Annotated in this window: 21 protein-coding genes; all 21 read right to left on the bottom strand. The window is 46.0% G+C overall.

What is annotated here, in order from left to right; all coding sequences use genetic code 11:
- Window positions 1-5: 5 nt before the first annotated feature.
- Window positions 6-326 (bottom strand): hypothetical protein, encoded by a 321-nt coding sequence (locus QMZ64_RS00480; protein WP_265626377.1) that lies wholly within the window; start codon window positions 324-326, stop codon window positions 6-8.
- 518 nt (window positions 327-844) lie between these two features.
- Window positions 845-1,414 carry a serine O-acetyltransferase gene (locus QMZ64_RS00475; RefSeq protein WP_265626375.1) on the bottom strand — a complete coding sequence of 190 codons (570 nt, stop codon included), beginning with the start codon at window positions 1,412-1,414 and terminating at the stop codon, window positions 845-847.
- Window positions 1,415-1,540: 126 nt separating this feature from the next.
- Window positions 1,541-1,699 (bottom strand): LCI fold-containing protein, encoded by a 159-nt coding sequence (locus tag QMZ64_RS00470; protein WP_301441118.1) that lies wholly within the window; start codon window positions 1,697-1,699, stop codon window positions 1,541-1,543.
- Window positions 1,632-1,832 (bottom strand): hypothetical protein, encoded by a 201-nt coding sequence (locus tag QMZ64_RS00465; RefSeq protein ID WP_265627931.1) that lies wholly within the window; start codon window positions 1,830-1,832, stop codon window positions 1,632-1,634. Before QMZ64_RS00465 ends, QMZ64_RS00470 begins: the two co-directional genes overlap by 68 nt.
- Before the next feature lie 347 nt (window positions 1,833-2,179).
- Entirely contained in the window at window positions 2,180-2,980 is an 801-nt protein-coding gene (gene spo0A / locus QMZ64_RS00460; protein ID WP_003183361.1) for a sporulation transcription factor Spo0A, read from the bottom strand.
- Window positions 2,981-3,269: 289 nt separating this feature from the next.
- Window positions 3,270-4,586, bottom strand: coding sequence for a SpoIVB peptidase (spoIVB, locus tag QMZ64_RS00455; RefSeq protein WP_301441077.1), 1,317 nt, complete (start codon window positions 4,584-4,586; stop codon window positions 3,270-3,272).
- Between the two features lie 147 nt (window positions 4,587-4,733).
- Window positions 4,734-6,464: a DNA repair protein RecN gene (gene recN / locus QMZ64_RS00450; protein WP_301441076.1), complete on the bottom strand. Its 1,731-nt coding sequence runs from the start codon at window positions 6,462-6,464 to the stop codon at window positions 4,734-4,736.
- A gap of 31 nt (window positions 6,465-6,495) precedes the next feature.
- Window positions 6,496-6,945, bottom strand: coding sequence for a transcriptional regulator AhrC/ArgR (gene ahrC, locus QMZ64_RS00445; RefSeq protein ID WP_243943192.1), 450 nt, complete (start codon window positions 6,943-6,945; stop codon window positions 6,496-6,498).
- A 163-nt stretch (window positions 6,946-7,108) separates the two neighbouring features.
- The gene (locus QMZ64_RS00440; protein ID WP_165427533.1) at window positions 7,109-7,954 is read right to left on the bottom strand and encodes a TlyA family RNA methyltransferase; all 846 of its coding nucleotides are present in this window, start codon (window positions 7,952-7,954) and stop codon (window positions 7,109-7,111) included.
- The gene (gene dxs, locus QMZ64_RS00435) at window positions 7,951-9,852 is read right to left on the bottom strand and encodes a 1-deoxy-D-xylulose-5-phosphate synthase (protein WP_301441075.1); all 1,902 of its coding nucleotides are present in this window, start codon (window positions 9,850-9,852) and stop codon (window positions 7,951-7,953) included. The genes QMZ64_RS00440 and dxs overlap by 4 nt, the downstream gene beginning before the upstream one ends.
- 234 nt (window positions 9,853-10,086) lie before the next feature.
- Complete coding sequence (locus tag QMZ64_RS00430) at window positions 10,087-10,977, bottom strand: polyprenyl synthetase family protein (protein WP_301441074.1); 891 nt, start codon at window positions 10,975-10,977, stop codon at window positions 10,087-10,089.
- On the bottom strand, window positions 10,967-11,227 hold the full coding sequence (locus QMZ64_RS00425; protein ID WP_043927838.1) for an exodeoxyribonuclease VII small subunit: 261 nt from the start codon (window positions 11,225-11,227) through the stop codon (window positions 10,967-10,969). Before QMZ64_RS00425 ends, QMZ64_RS00430 begins: the two co-directional genes overlap by 11 nt.
- Window positions 11,220-12,569, bottom strand: coding sequence for an exodeoxyribonuclease VII large subunit (xseA, locus tag QMZ64_RS00420; protein WP_243943183.1), 1,350 nt, complete (start codon window positions 12,567-12,569; stop codon window positions 11,220-11,222). The genes QMZ64_RS00425 and xseA overlap by 8 nt, the downstream gene beginning before the upstream one ends.
- Before the next feature lie 82 nt (window positions 12,570-12,651).
- Window positions 12,652-13,500 carry a bifunctional methylenetetrahydrofolate dehydrogenase/methenyltetrahydrofolate cyclohydrolase FolD gene (gene folD / locus QMZ64_RS00415; protein WP_020452135.1) on the bottom strand — a complete coding sequence of 283 codons (849 nt, stop codon included), beginning with the start codon at window positions 13,498-13,500 and terminating at the stop codon, window positions 12,652-12,654.
- Between the two features lie 16 nt (window positions 13,501-13,516).
- The gene (gene nusB, locus QMZ64_RS00410) at window positions 13,517-13,906 is read right to left on the bottom strand and encodes a transcription antitermination factor NusB (RefSeq protein ID WP_165427536.1); all 390 of its coding nucleotides are present in this window, start codon (window positions 13,904-13,906) and stop codon (window positions 13,517-13,519) included.
- Between the two features lie 292 nt (window positions 13,907-14,198).
- Entirely contained in the window at window positions 14,199-14,582 is a 384-nt protein-coding gene (locus tag QMZ64_RS00405; protein ID WP_031304734.1) for an Asp23/Gls24 family envelope stress response protein, read from the bottom strand.
- A 47-nt stretch (window positions 14,583-14,629) separates the two neighbouring features.
- Entirely contained in the window at window positions 14,630-15,982 is a 1,353-nt protein-coding gene (gene accC / locus QMZ64_RS00400; protein ID WP_079289194.1) for an acetyl-CoA carboxylase biotin carboxylase subunit, read from the bottom strand.
- Window positions 15,983-15,993: 11 nt separating this feature from the next.
- Window positions 15,994-16,473 carry an acetyl-CoA carboxylase biotin carboxyl carrier protein gene (gene accB / locus QMZ64_RS00395; RefSeq protein WP_075752405.1) on the bottom strand — a complete coding sequence of 160 codons (480 nt, stop codon included), beginning with the start codon at window positions 16,471-16,473 and terminating at the stop codon, window positions 15,994-15,996.
- 173 nt (window positions 16,474-16,646) lie between these two features.
- Window positions 16,647-17,285, bottom strand: coding sequence for a SpoIIIAH-like family protein (locus QMZ64_RS00390; protein WP_075752403.1), 639 nt, complete (start codon window positions 17,283-17,285; stop codon window positions 16,647-16,649).
- Window positions 17,286-17,981, bottom strand: coding sequence for a stage III sporulation protein AG (gene spoIIIAG / locus QMZ64_RS00385; protein WP_301441073.1), 696 nt, complete (start codon window positions 17,979-17,981; stop codon window positions 17,286-17,288). It abuts the gene before it with no gap.
- A complete protein-coding gene (gene spoIIIAF / locus QMZ64_RS00380; protein WP_301441072.1) occupies window positions 17,974-18,603 on the bottom strand; it encodes a stage III sporulation protein AF in 630 nt (209 codons plus the stop codon). The genes spoIIIAG and spoIIIAF overlap by 8 nt, the downstream gene beginning before the upstream one ends.
- Window positions 18,604-18,606: the final 3 nt, after the last annotated feature.

Raw genomic sequence — 18,606 nt, 5'->3', positions numbered from 1 at the left:
AACGGTCATTCTTTCTTTTTCATTTCTTCAAGCTGTAATGTTCCGTCCTCTGCTTTCGTGTACTCCACTTTTACCTTTGTTCCATCCTTGATCCCTTTATATTTGTCCCGTTTTTCGGGAGGGACCTGAAACGTCGTTTCTTTGCCGTCAATATTGACGGCGACGGTATGCTGATCCGCCAAACCGACAAAGGTGCCTTCTTTCACAAACGTTTCCCCGCCTGTTCCTTGTCGGCTCTCATCGCCGTTTTGCCCATCATGTTGCGTTGTGCCGCAGCCTGCCAATAGCAGCATAGCGAACAAAACAAGGATGACTCCTTTTTTCATGTCGACCACCTCGCCCGCTGAATTTTTTACACCCCGTACCTTATCTTTAATACCCGGCGGCTGTAAAGCAGGCCGCTGCAGCAGATATTCTCCCAATTTACCCGTCCAACGCCCCAACGATTTCCGAATTGTTAGAAGCCACCCGCTCAAAAACGCCTGTGAAAAACGGTCTACTCAAGGCGGAAAATGGTTGTCATCTGGAAGAAATCAGATCTATTTCATCATTTTTATTTTTTTGTATAAAAAAACGTCTTTTTTCATAAGAAAAAAGACGTTTCATGCGGCTTTCGCTTTATATGATTCAGTCTATGCCGCCAACGCACCGGGCGTGAGACAAACTTTGAAAAAAATAGACGGATACACCGAAAGCTGACTGCGTGCTATGTAGTTTTTGTCAGAACTTGCAGGAATGCAAGTACAAAAATTCTTTTATTTCAAACATTTTTTAAAGCCCGGCTGCTTTATAGTCCTTCATAGCGGATGATTTAGTAGCGCTGCTCCTTTCGCAGTTCTCATGTTTATATTTGCTGCTGCACAGCCTGCTTCCAGTCCCTTGTTGACGGCGCCTCTTTAATCTTTTTGGCAGGGACACCGGCTATTGTAATGTTTTCCTCAGTGAAAGATTTGTTGACTACGGCGTTTGCGCCAATCGAAATGCCGTCGGCAATGTGAATGCTGCCAAAGAGCTTTGCTCCCGGACCGATCCAGACATTGTCTCCGATTGTTGGAACATCGTGGTGAGCGTGATTTTGCCCGATGTTAACCCCTTGATGAATGTCACAGTTTGCACCTATTTTTGCATTGCTGTTTACGATGAGCAATCCGTAATGGTTGATCCTCAACCCAGGACCGAAAACATTCACCGGGATGTCAAATCCGAGCTTCAATCCTCTCTTTTTATGCAGATACCGGTAAACATGCTTGAACACTTTGGAGTTGGCATTTGAGTAATATTCATGTTTGCGCAAGGCTATCTGATACTTCCAAATATCATCGCCAAACCATTTAGGCCTTTTCCGACTTGAGATTCCTAACGCTTTCTTGTCTTGTTCGAGATAATAGCGAAGATCTGTTTTCGTAAAGATCATCATACCACCTGCTTATTTCATACTTTTAAGTCGAGATTGGCTTTTCGAAGGGTTTTACATTCTCCGTCATCTATTTCCTACATGAAATTACTAAAAAGAAAACAAAAAAGGGGGAGCCCCTTTAGTTCATTCTTCGTAAAAACCAACCCAAGCGTTAAAAACATTACTGTAAAATTTCCCTTTGAAATAACGTGTTCCATCGCGATCAGAAAATTTGTTACTGAAAACTCCAGAAGAAGATTTTACACATTTTGATGATTTGTTGCTTTTGAATGAGCTTGTCACTTGGACAATTGATGTATTGAGCAGTCGGATGTGCAATCACCTCAGATGAATGCGATGCAGCAAATACCGGCGCTGCTGAAATAAGTAAACCAACACCCAGAGTCGCACCAGTTAATAATTTATTGACTTTCATTTTAAAACAACTTCTTTTCCATTTATTTCATTTCAATTTCATCTTATAACATGCAGGCATGTCTAAAAAGTGCACAAATTACAATATTTCGGCATTTTTTGATAAGCTGTTAGGCTGATTTTACACAATACACACCGTGCTGAAACACAAACAGTACATTTAAGAGCAAAAAAACGGCCTCGTTTATAAAAACGAGACCTTCAAATACTGTATGAACCCCTTCGGATCGCAGCACAATTCATCGCAATAAGGGCGAAAAATTCATCGGAATGACGATAAGCTATTCGTTAGAAACAGGTCGACAATTCAACGGTTAAATATTCGTCAAAACTGCGCCATGTCAACGTTTAAGAAGCCTTATGCTCCAGTCTCAGCTTGTCTGCGACCATCGCGATGAACTCACTATTGGTCGGCTTTGCTTTTGACATGCTGACTGTGTAGCCGAAAAGTGACGAAATCGAGTCGATGTTGCCTCTGCTCCATGCGACTTCGATGGCGTGGCGAATTGCCCGTTCGACGCGGCTTGCCGTCGTGTTGAATTTTTTGGCGATATCCGGATAAAGCACTTTTGTAATGCTTCCGAGCAGTTCAATGTCGTTATACACCATGGAGATGGCTTCCCTTAAGTATAAATAGCCTTTTATATGAGCGGGCACACCGATCTCGTGGATGATGGTCGTGATGCTGGCGTCCAGGTTTTTCTTCGGCGATTCCGGCTGCGGCCGAAGCACACTGCTTTGAGAAGACGGGGCGCGGTGTGTCAATTGAGACCCGTTTCCGCTGACCTGGCGGATATGGCCGACTAAGTTCTCCATGTCAAAAGGCTTCAAAATAAAATACGACGCTCCCAAATCTACAGCTTTTTTCGTCACGTCTTCCTGGCCGAACGCTGTCAGCATGATGACATTCGGCTGCTTTTTAAGCTGCGATTCCCTCAGCCTTTCAAGAACGGCCAATCCGTCGAGATGAGGCATGATAATATCCAGCACAAGCACATCGGGCTCCTTGTCTTTAAACAACGAAAGGCATTCCTGTCCGTTGTATGCGACACCAAGCACTTCCATGTCGCTTTGCCCCTCGATATATTCGCTTAATAGGCCGACAAGCTCCCTGTTATCATCAGCAACACATACTTTAATTTTCTCCACGTTTCTTCCTCCCCAATGTGTATGTTGATAAATTTCATCATTCTTTTTCTAATATGTTTAATTCGACAGCACCACTTTATTCCCTTTTTTAAAAAATGGTTTTTCCAATAATAGTGGTATATCTCGCTTTTTCTCCGTTTTTTTCTGATTTTCTCGATTTTTCGACTCGAAATGCGACTTGACAAACCGGGGAACGTGAATTTGTCGGAAAATCTTTTCTTCTTTCATTTTAACGCACAACGCGCAAGAAAAAAAGACGAAATCAAAAACTGCCGGAGGAATCCGGCAGTCAGCTTGCTTTTTCTTTTTTATAAATATCGATTCCCGCTTCAGACAGCATCCATTCAATATGCACGCCGTATCCGCTCGTCGGATCATTGACGAAAACGTGAGTTACGGCGCCAATGATCTTTCCGTTTTGGATGATCGGGCTTCCGCTCATCCCTTGAACGATGCCTCCTGTTTTGCTCAACAGCCTCGGGTCGGTGATTTTCAGCACCATGCCTTTTGTGGCCGGAAACTTCTGAGGTGTCGTACTGACGACCTGAATATCGAATTTCTCGACTTTGTCGTTTTCGATAACCGTTAAAATTTGGGCAGGGCCTTCTTTTACTTCATCTGAAAATGCAATCGGAATGGCTTTGTCAGCGATGCGGTTTTTGATTGACTCGTGAAGCGTCCCGAAGATCCCGAATGGACTGTTTCTGTTGATATCACCGATCACTTTTCGTTCTGATGCGAAACGGGCCAGTTTCTCTCCGGGATTTCCGCCTGTTCCTTTTTCAATAGAGGTGACGGTCGATTTCACGATTTGCCCTTTTTCAACAACGATCGGTTTTTTCGTATCCATGTCTGAAATGACGTGACCAAGCGCTCCGTATTTTTTCGATTTCGGCTCGAAAAAAGTCATTGTGCCGATTCCTGCGGCAGAGTCCCTGATATATAAGCCGATTCTGTATTTATCTTCAGCCTGGTCTTTTTTCGGAATGAGCTTCGTTTTGATTTCTTGTTTATCTCTTTTAATCGACAGATGTAAGGTTTCTCCTGTTTTCCCGGCCTTTTGAATAAAAGGGGTAATGTCATTCATTTTTTCAATTTTCGTGCCGTTGATTTCGGTGATAATGTCGCCTACCGCGATTCCGGCTGCTTCACCGGGCGATTTTTTGCCTTCAGAGGTATTGATTTGATGAAAACCTACGACCAATACGCCAACGGAGTGAAGCTTTACACCAATTGACTGCCCGCCGGGGACCACTTTCAAATCAGGCAGGACATTTACTTTCGTTTTTTTAACTGGGAATCCGGCAAAATCATAGACGAGTTCTGCCTTTCCATTCTTTTCACCTTTTATTTCCACTTCGCTTTGATGTTCTTTCAGTGTGAATGCTTCCGATGATCCATCTTTCGGAGCACTGACGGATAAACTCGTTTCAACCGCACGGGTACCCGTCTCAAAAATGTTCAAGTTTTTTGGGATTACAATGTATTCTTTCACCGGTTTGTAAAATCCTACACTTATTAAAGAAACAAGGAGAATCATACCCACAACTTTTCTGATTTTTTCAACATCCACCTTTTCACTCTCCTCGCACCTAACCCACACCATATAAAATTTCTTTCGCTACATTCATTACTTTTGCCTTTCGGACAGCGATTTATAACTGCGGACGGAAGAAAATCATTGGATAAAATGATAAGAATGAGTTTGTATAAGAAAATGCCGACAAAAAATAAGCTGTTCAAGATGAACAGCTTATCCGGTAGTTTTAACAAGCTTAGCTTGGTTCAAAAGTTCTTTCGCATGGCGCTTCGTCAGATCCGTTACTTCAACTCCGGCGATCATCCGGCCGATTTCCGCTATTTTTTCCTGTTTTGACAACGGTGTGACGCTTGTCGTCGTTCTCCCGTCTTTCGACTGTTTCGTAATCAAAAGGTGGGTGTCAGCCATCGCGGCCACCTGCGGCAAGTGGGTAATGCATAAAACTTGAGAGCCAATCGAGACGCGGTGTATTTTTTCGGCAATCGCCTGCGCGACCCTGCCGCTTACACCCGTATCCACTTCATCGAAAATGATCGAGGTGACATCCTGCTGAGCAGAGAAAATGCTTTTCATCGCCAGCATGATTCTTGACAGCTCTCCTCCAGATGCAACCTTTGACAAAGATTTGAGCGGTTCTCCCGTGTTTGTTGAGATTAGGAAATGGACGGTGTCAATGCCGTGCTTTGTGAGCTGAACCGGCATACCGTTGACGACGGGTGCATCATCATCCCGTTCCGCTTTTTTCACCTGGAATTCCGTATCGAATGTCGATTTTTCCATATACAGATCTTTCAGTTCCTGCTGAATCTGTTTGGCCAGTTTTTTTGCCCATTTTTTTCTGATTTCGGACACATTGGCGGCTTCAATCGCCACATCCTTGCCGATTGATTCGAGTCGGGATTTTAAAGCCTGCAAGTGGCTGTCCCGGTTTTCGATCCGGTCGATCTCTTCCTCTATCTTAGCCGAATAAGCTTGGATATCTTCGACAGTAGCGCCGTATTTGCGTTTCAGCTGTTTGATTTCGTTTAATCGCAATTCGATATAATCGAGGCGCTCGGGGTCGTATTCGAGTTCATCCAGCATATTTCTGATTTGAAAAGTTGAATCTTCGAGAATGTAGTAAGCGTTGGCCACCGATTCAGATACTTTATTGAGCCTTTCATTGATGCCTGAGACGTTTTCAAGCTCGCTTGAAGCCATGCCGACCCAGTCAAGCCCTGCCTGCTCGTTGCGAAGCGCATTATAGGCATTTTGCAGAGCTTCGTATATTTTTTCGAAATTAGCGATTTGACGGCGCTCTTCCTGAAGAAGTTCGTCCTCTTTCGGCTCAAGGTTTGCAGATTCGATTTCATCAAGCTGGAACTGTATTAAATCGAGTCTGTGAGCCATTTCCTGCTCGCTTTCAGAAAGCTCTTTCACCTTTTTCATGACGTCCATGTAGCGGCTGTAAACTTCCTGATACGCTTTTAAAGCATGCTCGATTTCTTCTCCCGCAAACCTGTCAAGAAGCTGAAGATGGTGCTCGTCCTCCATCAGCAGCTGATTGTCGTGCTGCCCGTGAATGTCAAGCAGCAGTCTGCCGACTTCCCGCAAAGCGGCAATGGTGACAAGTTTTCCATTGACGCGGCAGATGCTCTTGCCGTTTGCGTTAATATCTCTCCTCATGACGATCATGTCATCCGAGGCTTCAATCCCCAGTTCTGTGCACAAATCAAAAACCGGATGGCCGCTGTCAAGGATGAATAGCCCTTCCAATTCGGCTCTTTTCTCGCCATATCTGACATATTCGGACGAGCCGCGGCCTCCGACAAGCAAAGAGACGGCGTCGATGATGATCGATTTTCCGGCCCCGGTTTCACCGGTCAGAACCGTCATCCCTTTTTCAAAAGAAACGGTTAATTCTTCGATAATGGCAAAGTTTTTGATCGATAATTCAGCTAACAAGCTTTCATGACACCTCTTTTCAGGCCTTCGTTTATAAAAGCTCCAATATTTTCTTCTGTACGATTTTGGTTTCATCATGCGTCCGGCAGATGATCAAAATGGTATCATCTCCGCAGATCGTTCCCATGATTTCTTCCCAATCCAAATTGTCCATCAGCGCCCCGATCGCCTGCGCGTTGCCGGGCATTGTTTTTAAAACGATCAGATGGCTGGCTGAGTCGATTTTGACAAATGCGTCCATCAATGATCTTTTTAGTTTGGAAAGAGGATTAAAGCGCTGATCAGCAGGCAGACTGTATTTGTAGGAACCGTTGTTTGTCGGCACCTTGACCAAATGAAGCTCTTTAATGTCCCGCGAGACGGTGGCCTGCGTCACATTATAACCGTCTTTCTTTAAAATATCGACAAGCTCATCCTGCGTTTCAATTTCATTGGCGGTGATAATCTCCCTGATTTTAATATGCCTTTGACCTTTGTTCATTTCACACCTCGTTTTATACACAAATTGTGTATGTTTATACATTTATGTTAAATGATTTTGTCGGAAAAGTACATGTTTGCAGTAAAAAAGGAATAATAGCCCGCTATTATTCCTTTTTGCGTGCCGGCCACCCTCGCATTCGCCGTACGGCTCTCAAGGGTTTTTAATCACGCTGATCCGTTTTTTTCGCTTTTAATGTCTTGTGAGCCTCTTCGACAATTTGATTGATCGTTTCTTCTGCTATCGGCGTGCCGGGCTGCGCCTCTCCGTCCCAATGCAAATGGAGAAGGAATTCGATGTTGCCGTCGCCGCCGGTAATCGGCGAAAACGAGGCGTTTCGGCAGTCGTATCCTTCCCGAGCTGCAAACCGGCTGATGTCATCAAGCACAGCTTGATGGACGAGGGGATCGCGGACGATCCCTTTTTTCCCGACGGATTCCCGCCCTGCTTCAAACTGCGGTTTGACGAGAGCGATACAGTCGCTTCCCGGCACTAAAATGTTTTTCAGCACAGGCAGGATGATTTTCAGCGAGATAAAAGAGACATCGATCGTCGCGAATTCCGGCAGTCCTTCCGTAAAATCGGCTGGTGTGCAATACCGGAAATTGGTGCGTTCCATCACCACAACCCGCTCATCCTGCCTCAGCTTCCAGGCGAGCTGATTATACCCGACATCAACGGCGTATGAGCGGAGAGCGCCGTTTTGCAGCGCGCAGTCTGTGAAGCCGCCGGTGGAAGAGCCGATGTCAATCATCAGCTTGCCTTGAACGGAAAGCTGAAACTCTTTTAATGCTTTTTCAAGTTTTAATCCGCCTCTTGAGACGTATTTTAACGGGTTTCCTTTAACGGTCAGCGGAATCGTGCGGTCGACCTTTTCGCCCGGCTTGTCCAGTCTGTTTTCATTCGTATAGACGATGCCGGCCATGATGGCTCTTTTCGCTTTTTCCCGCGTTTCCATTAACCCTCTTTCTACTAATAAAACGTCGAGCCGTTCTTTTTTTCCTGTCATGATCCAATTCCTTTATGAGTCTTTACGGGCGTCAAGAGTCTTATTCGTCTGATGACGTCTTCTTTTGTCATTCCGATCTCTTCCAGAAGCTTGGCGACGCTGCCATGTTCAATAAATTGATCAGGTATCCCCATTCTGTCAATGATCGGGCTGTAAGACTGATGTTCATGGGCATACTCAAGGATCGAGCTGCCGAATCCGCCTTGAAGCACAGCCTCTTCGATCGTTAAAATCGGAAGCCCTTCGTTCAGGATTTCCATCAGCATGTTTTCGTCAAGCGGCTTGATAAAACGGGCGTTAACCACTCTGACCGAACGCCCTTCTTTCTGCAGCTCCTCCGCGGCAGCAAGCGCCATCGGAATGGTGGTGCCGAATGTTAAAATGACCGCGTCTGTCCCTGGTTTCAGCACTTCCCACGTTCCGATCGGGATCGTTTTCAATTCTTTATCCATTTTGACGCCGAGTCCGTTTCCGCGCGGAAAGCGCATGGCAATCGGGCCGTCGTCGTATTTGACAGCCGTGTTGACCATGTGCTGGCCTTCGTTTTCGTCTTTCGGCATCATGAGAACCAAATTCGGAATATGCCGTAAAAAAGCAATGTCAAACACGCCCTGGTGTGTTTCCCCGTCAGCGCCGACAAGGCCCGCCCTGTCAATGCCGATAAATACATTTAAATTTTGCCGGCAAATATCATGGACAACCTGGTCATAAGCGCGCTGAAGAAATGTCGAATAAATCGCCAGAAACGGCTTCATATCCTGAGTCGCGAGACCAGCCGCCATCGTTGCCGCATGCTGTTCCGCAATGCCGACATCAAACATGCGCTCCGGAAACTCGCTCGCAAACCCTTCAAGTTTTGAACCGACAGGCATGGCCGGAGTAATAGCCACAATCCGTTCATCCTCGCGGGCAAGCTTCCTGACCGTTTCGCTTACGAGCGCGCTCCATGATGGCGCAGCGGCTTTCGGCTTAACAAAATCACCGGTATCGATTTTATATGGGCCGGTTCCGTGCCATGTGCCGGTTTTATCGGTTTCCGCAGGCTTATAGCCTTTTCCTTTTTTCGTAATCACGTGGAGGAGTACCGGGCCTTTCGTCTTTTTCGCATACTGCAAATTTTCAAAGAGTTCATCATAGGAATGACCGTCTACAGGCCCTAAATACGTAAATCCGAGCTCTTCAAAGAACATCCCGGATACCAGCAGGTATTTAAGGCTGTCTTTGATCCGCTCGGCTGTAGCGGCAAGCTTCCCGCCAACAGCAGGAATCCGCTTGAACAAATACTCAAGCTCATCTTTGACCCATTGGTATTTTCCGGCTGTGCGCAGCCTTCCGAGCATGGAATGAATCGCTCCGACGTTTGGAGCAATGCTCATTTCGTTATCATTCAAAATGACAATCATGTCTTTTTGCTCATGGCCGATATGATTAAGCGCTTCAAGAGCCATGCCGCCGGTCAGTGCACCATCTCCGATGATCGGGATGATATATTCGTTTGTCCCTTTCAAGTCTCTCGCAGCCGCCATCCCCATCGCACCGGAGAGAGAAGTCGAACTGTGGCCCGTTTCCCAGACATCATGTTCGCTTTCATTCCGCTTTGGAAAACCGCACAGTCCTTTATGCTGACGCAGCGTGGCGAAGTCCTTTCCGCGGCCGGTCAAAAGTTTATGGACATACGATTGATGCCCCACATCCCACAAAAACTTATCTTTCGGGCTGTTAAATTCTTTATGCAATGCAATGGTAAGCTCAACAACGCCGAGATTCGGACCAATGTGCCCTCCGGATTCAGAAAGCGTTTCAATTAAAAAACGGCGAATTTCAGCGCTTAAATCTTCCAGTTCTTGATTTGAAAGGTTCTTCAAAAATGCAGGGTCCTTTATCGATAACAGATCCAATCGGATCAACTCACTTTCAGCATGATTTCTGCAAGTATGCGCCTTGCTTCATTTTAAGTTTCAGCTTGAATTATTATATGACGAATTCATCCCCATGCGCAAACTTGCATATGCGGACGCTTCGTTTGAAAAAACAGCCGCTAACACAACGTGATAACGGCGCGGCGTTTTAGAGTTCAACTCTTTACATTTTATCATAATAAGCCTTTGATGCTCAAATGGAAGCCCTGTAAATCAATGATCCCTTGCGGCAATCATATCGCAGAACTCGTACATAAGCTCTTTTTCAAGCGAAAGCTCTGAAATCAGCCGTTTTGCTTTTTCAATATGTTCATCAAGCTTTTGACTGGCGCCCTCAAGCGAAAGGAGCGACGGATAGGTCGATTTTCCGTTTGTCTCGTCAGATCCGATCCGTTTGCCGATTTTATCCTCTGAGCCTTCAAGGTCGAGAATGTCATCTCTGATCTGGAAGCCGATGCCGATATGATGGCTAAATTCGCGGAGCTTTTCGATCTCCTTTTCAGATGCATCTGCTAGAATCGCCCCCGCGATGACGCTGAAGCTGAGGAGTTTAGCCGTTTTTCCTTCGTGAATCCGCTGCAGTTCATCAAGAGAGACAGACTTTGATTCCGCTTCCATATCTAAAATCTGACCGCCGACCATGCCTTCAGCCCCCGCTGCCGATATCAGCTCATTCACCAGTCTGATGCGTTTTTCAGCGGATACATCAGAAGGCATATTGGAAGTGATCATTTTGAAGCTTTCGGTTAATAAGGCGTCTCCGGCGAGAATGGCCGTCGCCTCCCCGTAAATTTTGTGGTTTGTCGGCTTTCCCCTTCTGAGGTCATCGTCATCCATACAAGGGAGATCGTCATGGATTAATGAATACGTATGGATCATTTCAACCGCGCACCCGACCGGAATTCCGGCTTCTTCGTCTTTTCCGTACGCATGAAGAAGCGCAAGAACCAAAATCGGTCTCAGCCGTTTCCCTCCGGCTTCCAATGAGTACAGCATCGATTCCTTGAGGATGGACGGTGCTCGCAGGTCTTTAATATACATCGGAAGGCGTTCTTCGATTACTGTTTTTCTCGAATTTAAAAATCCGTCAAGTTTACCGGTCACCTTTTTCCTCCTCCCGAACACTGAAAGGAGCTAATTCCCCATTTTCCCGCAAAATGTAGTCCATTTGCTTTTCGACATTTTGCAGTTTTTCGTGGCACATTTTCGAAAGCGCCATCCCTTCCTGGAAATAATCGATCGCCTTTTCCAAAGGCACATCTCCTTCTTCAAGCTTTGATACGATCTGTTCCAGACCTTTCATCGCCTCTTCAAATGTCAGGTTCTCCCGGTTTGTTTTGTTTTCTTCAGCCATTTGTTTCGCCTCTCTTTTGCAGTACCTCACAGGTCAATGTCCCGTCGTTTAATGTGACGCGGATCTCGTCTTTTTCATCAACCTGTTCAATACTTTTAATCAATTCGTTTTCTTTATATGTCAAACTGTACCCTCTTTCCATCACTTGGAGAGGGCTTAATGCATTCAGTTTACCAAGAACCGTTTGAAACTGCGAGTGAATCTGCTTCAGCTGCACATCCATATTCCGCTTCAGCCGGACTGTTTGCTCTTCATGCCTCTTTCTTGCTTGTTTAAGCTGCTCCTCGGGATGAAGCATCTCCAGCTTGTATGTCTGTTCGTTCAGTTTTTGTTTTTTGCGTTCAACGGTCATCGCCAGCTGTTTTTGGAAACGGTCGAATATCAGGTCGAATTCCTGTTCCTTTTGGGCATACAGCCGTTTCGGGTAGCGGAAGGCATAAGAGGACTGAAGGGTTTTCACCCGCTCCTGCCGCTTTCTTAAATCCTGCTGCATCGCTTTTGCAATTCTCGCTTCGAGCGTTTTCAGACGCTCCCGCAAATCAAGCATATTAGGGACGGCCAGTTCGGCCGCTCCTGTCGGGGTCGCCGCGCGCAAATCCGCGACAAAATCGCTGATTGTAAAATCCGTTTCATGCCCGACGGCGGAAATGATCGGAATGCCGGAAGAAAAAATGGCCCTGGCGACAGCCTCTTCATTAAATGCCCACAGCTCTTCGATCGATCCTCCTCCGCGTCCGACGATTAATACATCGCATAACTCTCTGCGGTTAGCCTCTTTAATGCTGCTGACGATGGACTCGCCCGCGTTTACTCCTTGAACGAGCGTTGGAAAGACGATCACTTTTACAAGGGGGTATCTTCTTTTAATGGTGGTGATCACATCGCGTACAGCCGCTCCGGTTGGAGACGTGACAACACCGACGACGGATGGGAACGCGGGGATGGGTTTCTTATGTTTTTCATCAAACAAGCCTTCTTGCGATAGCTTTTTCTTAAGTTCCTCATACGCGAGATGAAGCGCACCTATGCCGTCAGGCTGTATTTCTTTTGCATAGAGCTGATAGTTGCCGCTCGGTTCATATACCGATATGCCGCCTCTCACCAATACTTTCATCCCGTTTTCAGGGGTAAAGGCGAGATTTCTGTTTTGTCTGGCGAACATGACGGATTGAATGCGGGCGTTATCATCTTTCAGTGTAAAATAAATATGGCCTCTGCTATGTATTTTAACATTTGACAGCTCGCCCTTGATCCAAATATCTTCAAGATGGGGGTCCACGTCAAATTTGCGCTTAATATATTTTGTCAAAGCCGTGACCGTGACAAATGAAATTTCACTCATGGCACAGTCTCCTTTCTAAGAAGGCACAAGCACGTTCATCCGCCGGCGCGAGACCAGGCGGATGAACGGCTGCACATTAAAGTTAAATTGTACGCTTCGCTGATTTAACCGTGTTATGGGCCAGCATTGTAATCGTCATCGGACCGACACCGCCCGGTACGGGTGTAATATAGGAAGCCTTTTCCTTCGCTTCTTCAAAATCGACATCACCGACGAGCTTTCCGTTGTCAAGGCGGTTAACGCCGACATCAATGACAACGGCTCCCTCTTTCATTTGATCCGCTTTGATGAAATTCGCCTTACCGACAGCGACAATCAGAATGTCGGCTTTTTTTGTGTGAGCCGTAATGTCGGCCGTTCTTGAATGGCAGTACGTAACGGTTGCGTTTTCGTTTAAGAGCAGCTGCCCTACCGGCTTTCCGACGATATTGCTTCGCCCGACGACAACAACCTCTTTTCCCGACAGATCAATCTCGGTTTTCTTTAAAAGCTCCACGATGCCCGCAGGCGTGCAAGGCAGAAATGTATCTTCGCCAAGCAGCATCTTTCCTACGTTTAATGGATGAAAACCGTCAACATCTTTGTCAGGGGATATTCTTTCAATCACCGCTTGTTCGGAAATATGATCCGGAAGAGGCAGCTGGACAAGAATTCCGTGAAAGTCGTTATTTTGGTTGTACTGGTCAATCACTTCAAGAAGCTCCTGTTCGGAGAAGCTTGCATCGAAATGATCCAGCTGAAAACGAATCCCCATGGCTTCAGCTGCTTTTTTCTTTCCCCGTACATATGAAAGAGACGCCGGATCATCACCAATTAAAATAACGGCCAGTCCCGGGGTCACTCCTTGTTTTTTCAGCTCTTCAACTTCCTTGGCCAGCTGCCCGCGCTTTTCCTTTGCTGTTTCTTTCCCGTCGATGATGGTTGCTGTCATTTGCTCTCCTCCTAGATTATTCAAGATCGGATTTAATGTTAGAAAGAACACCGTTTACAAACTTCGCCGACTTGTCATCTCCAAATTGCTTCGCCAGTTCAATCGCTTCATTCATAGAGACGTTGACAGGTATGTCTTCTAAAAAGATCATTTCGTAGGCGGACAAACGCAAAATCGCGCGGTCGACATTCGCCAGCCTGTCAAGCTTCCAATTGACGAGATGCCGTTTGATCATCTCATCGATTTTCTCTTTGTTCTCTAAGACCCCGTAAACAAGCTGCTCGAAAAAAGCGTCGCTTTCCTGCCCGTCCAAGGCGTGCTGCATCGCTTCATTCGGATCTGTATCACTGACATCAATCTGGAATAGTGACTGCAAAGCCTTTTCTCTTGCTGTTCTTCTTTTCATTCTTTCTTTTTCTCCTTTAACCCTCTTTGCTGCTTGCCGTTTAAGCCACAAAGAGATCATATCATATTTTTAGTCTTTCCGCATGCAAAAATCGCGGTTTTATCGTCAATAACCGAATGATAAGAAACAATCATTTATTATCATTCGTTTTTCGAACTTCTTTGCAAACTTTCCGGTTCCTCTTATTTTTGGTCGATAACAGCGGAAAGATGCTTTGAAACATCATTTTTTAAAACGGAACATGAAAAAACCAAAGGGCCGTCATTCCCCTTGGTTCTTCCACTTCACCGCACTACATCTCTTGATCGACTTCCACCTCGTGCGTTTTTGAATCGAATTGAATGCCAACGATGTGAATATTGATTTCATTAATCGAAAGAGCTGTCATATTGAGAAGCGTCTGGCGGATATTATCCTGAACGGCATTTGCAACTTTAGGAATCGAAACGCCAAACATCATCACGCAATAAACATCAATGATAATTCCGTCATCTGACAAATCAACTTTGACGCCTTTGCCGTGATTCTTTTTTCCAAACCGTTCCACGACACCTGTCGCAAAATTGCCGCGCATTTCAGCTACGCCTTCAACTTCGGAAGCTGCGATTCCGGCAATGACTTCGATGACTTCCGGAGCGATTTCCACTTTTCCTAAATGATTGTCTTCATGGCTCATTTCCAATAAGCTGTTGTCGTCTTTCAATATGTTCACCTCCGTTAAAATTACGACCCCATTACATCATATATTTCTAAAAACTTCGTATTAAATTCTCCGCTTACGAATGTTTCGTGCTCGAGCAGTTTCAGATGGAACGGTATCGTCGTATGAACGCCTTCGATGACGAATTCGCTCAACGCTCTTTTCATTCTTGATACAGCTTCTTCCCTCGTCTTCCCGTATGTGATGACTTTTGCAATCATGCTGTCGTAATAAGGGGGAATCGAGTATCCCGGATAAGCCGCAGAGTCCACTCTGACGCCGAGCCCGCCCGGAGGCAGATACATCTCGATTTTTCCCGGAGAAGGCATGAAGTTTTTCTCAGGGTTTTCCGCATTAATCCGGCATTCGATGGCCCAACCGTTAAAAGTGACTTCATCTTGGGTGAGGGTTAATTTTTCGCCTGACGCCACTCTGATCTGCTCTTTAATCAAATCAACGCCCGTCACCATCTCTGTCACCGGATGCTCAACCTGAATGCGCGTGTTCATTTCCATAAAGTAGAACTTCTGCTCGCGGTAATCGTAGATAAATTCAACTGTTCCCGCGCCCGTGTACTTCACGGCTTCTGCCGCTTTGACGGCCGCCTGACCCATTTGCTCCCTGATTCCTTCATCAAGAGCAGGTGAAGGGGTTTCTTCAAGCAGCTTTTGGAGCCTTCTTTGGATTGAGCAGTCGCGTTCACCCAAGTGAATCGTATTTCCGTGTGTGTCCGCAAGCACTTGGATCTCGACGTGTCTGAAGTCTTCAATGTACTTTTCAATGTACACACCCGGGTTGCCAAAAGCGGTGGCCGCTTCCTGCTGAGTGATTTTAATGCCGTTGATCAGTTCTTCTTCCGTACGAGCGACCCTGATTCCTTTTCCGCCGCCCCCGGCAGTTGCCTTTATAATGACAGGATACCCTATATCGCGCGCCAATGAAACCGCATCTTCAATATCTTCAATAATTCCTTTGGAACCCGGTACGATCGGAACGCCAGCCTGCTGCATCGTTTCCCTGGCAACATCCTTTGTCCCCATCTTAGAGATCGCGTCTGCTGTCGGGCCGACGAAGGTTACGTTTACCTCTTCGCAAAGCTCGGCAAAATCGGCGTTTTCCGCCAGGAAGCCGTAGCCCGGGTGAATCGCATCAGCGCCGGTCATTTTGGCGACGCTGACGATGTTCGTGATATTCAAGTAGCTGTCTTTTGAAAGCTTAGGTCCGATGCAAAATGCTTCATCAGCCATCTGAACATGGAGCGCCTCTCTGTCGGCCTCGGAAAAGACGGCTACCGTATCGATCCCCAGTTCTTTACAAGCTCTGATAATTCTGACAGCAATTTCTCCCCTGTTCGCAATTAATAGCTTTTTGATCATCTTATTGCTCCTTACTCTGCTTTTACTAAAAATAAAGGTTGTCCGTATTCAACCAGCTGGCCGTTTTCAACCAATACTTCAACGATCTCGCCTTTCACTTCGGCTTCGATCTCATTAAAGAGCTTCATCGCTTCCACAATGCAGACGACAGAGGATTCTGTTACCTTCGAACCGACTGTTACGTAAGGGTCGGCTTCAGGCGAAGAAGACGCATAAAACGTTCCGACCATCGGAGAGGTGATTTTGTGGAGGTTTCCGCCATCTTTTGCGGCTTCTTCTGCTGCAGGCGCATCCTGAACTGGCGCTTGCTTCGCCGGCGCTTCCGGAGCCGGTGTTTGAACAGGCGCTGCGGCCACTTGCTGGATGGTTTGCACGGTTCCGCTTTGTTTTTTCAGTTCAACCTTCGATCCTTCGTTTTCGTATGTAAATTCATTTATCGAAGATTCATCAATTAATTTTATCAACTGTCTGATTTCATCAATGTTTAACATGCTATCGCACTCCTAATGAAAAAGATTTTACGCATTTATCAGTTAGTACTAAAAGTACATACTATATTCATCTTACAGGAGAGGAATGCCGAATTCAACTACAATCATGAGCGCCCTGCATCAACAGGGGCCTCAGACATAAAAAAATCCCGCTTTTTGCAAGCGGGACATGTTTAATCTGCTGGCTCGAACGTCACAGCCACATCGTTTAAGTTTTTCACTTCTTTTGCGACGATGTCGATGATATCGGTGGCAGCGGCCTTCGAGTGCTCCTTCGCCTTCACCGTAATATTGACTTTATCGCCGTCTGCATTGACCAAGGCGTCTTTATAGCCTTTTGTTTTGATCAGGGTTTCAAGCGTCTTTTCCGTTCCTTCAGCTTCGCTGAGCTCTGTCATCTTGTCGTAAGCTTCGCTTTTTTCTTTTGCCGTCGCTTTATCGCTTCTGACGATTTCGGTTAATTCCTCCCTCTCCCTGCTGCGCTGATCGTCCATTTCCATGCGGTATGTCGTGAATAAATCTTCATCACCGGATGATTCTTTTGTTACGACTTCTCCGTTCTGTTCACTCGCAGACGTTTCTTTATCTTTTGCGTCTTTCCCTTCAGTTTTGTCTTTAGCAGGCGCTGTATCTTCTTTGCCATCCTTAGCAGGCTCTTCTTTCATCGGTTTTTCTTTTTCAGCGGCGACTTGTTCTTTGTCATCCACCGTGACGACATTTTCTCCTTCAGGCGACATAATGTAGTAGACACTCAGCACAACGACGAGACTTAACATGGTTAAAAGCCAAACCGTTTGTTTTTTCAGCATCATTTATGAATCCTCCTTCATTTTTTTAGGGGCAACAGCGACGCGGTGGCTCGGAACATCAAGAACCCTTGTCACTGCTTCAATGATGGTCTTTTTTATTTGAACGTTGTCGACTCCTTGAGCGACAACGAGAACACCCCTGATATCGGGCTTTTTCGTCTGAACGACGACAGGCGTCTCTTTATCTCCGTTTTTGATGATGACAATTTCTTCGTCGGAAGACATTTCAGACACCGTTCGCTTGCCTCCTTGTTTATCTGTCTCATTCGTTGAAGTCTCCTGGGTTTTTTTATTTTTCTCGAATATTTTCAATGAGGTTGCGTCAACATTGACGACGATTGATACGTCTTCAACGCCGATGATCGTTTCCAATATGTCTTTGAGCTGATTCTCATATTCCTGTTCGTAATCTTGGATCGAGTCCTTCGGTTTGTCATCTGAAGCGGGTTTGAACACTTCTTTTTCACCCTCACCGCTCTGTCCGGCGCTTTCAGACGAAGCCTTTTGTGAAGCCGCCGGCTGATCTGCCGCTCGTTCTTGAGAAGGTTCGGAAGAGAAGATTTGACTGACGAGCATGAAGGAAACGCCGAGAACAAAAAGCAGCAGAAAGTAGTGATATTTCGTCAGCTTTTTCCCGTTTTTCTCGTCTTTTGGCAGCAGGTGGCTGATCAGCTTTTCGATCCAGGTTCTTTTATTCATTGCCGCTTCGTTCTCCCCCTTCAATATGAACTGTAATCTTGTCGGGGCTTATTTCCCATATGCCTGCAAGCTGTTCTCTGACTTCCCCCGTCTCTTTCTTTTCTCTTTCTCGCAGTGGCTGGTAGCCGCGATCCGTATTGATTTCGACAGGAGCGACGGCTTGGACCGTTTTTTCGGATGCCGGTTCCATGAATACCGAGACTTCCGCATGCTTACTGAGGTCTTTCTCTGTTTCCAGCTGGCTGTCAGAAGAGACCGTGACTCGGTCAATCTTGTATTTGTCGCTTGTAAACCTTCCCTCTGCTCTCTTTTTCAATTGAACAGCCATCTGTTCTAAGATATATGCTTGTTGTGAGGCTTGTATTTCTTTTTTTTCTGAATTCAGCTGATTTTTTATTTCGTTTGACTGAACTTGTCCGTTTTTTGTAAGCCTCTCAAAGATGACATCCGGATCGGTCCTGAATAAAGAGAAAATCGGATTCAGTATCACCACGATCAAGAGCAGGCTGATCACCATTTTCGCGTATTTTTGCATGCTCGAATTCGGCAGAAGCATATCGATGACGATCGCCATCAGAATAAATAGAATAATGTTCGTGAGCCACTCTGTCAGAAATTCCATCTC

It is taken from the genome of Bacillus sp. LB7 (genome assembly GCF_030449715.1).
In the GTDB taxonomy this organism is placed as follows: domain Bacteria; phylum Bacillota; class Bacilli; order Bacillales; family Bacillaceae; genus Bacillus; species Bacillus paralicheniformis.
The sequence above is the reverse complement of the archived record's forward strand: the minus strand, read 5'-3'. Positions and strand labels throughout refer to the sequence as shown.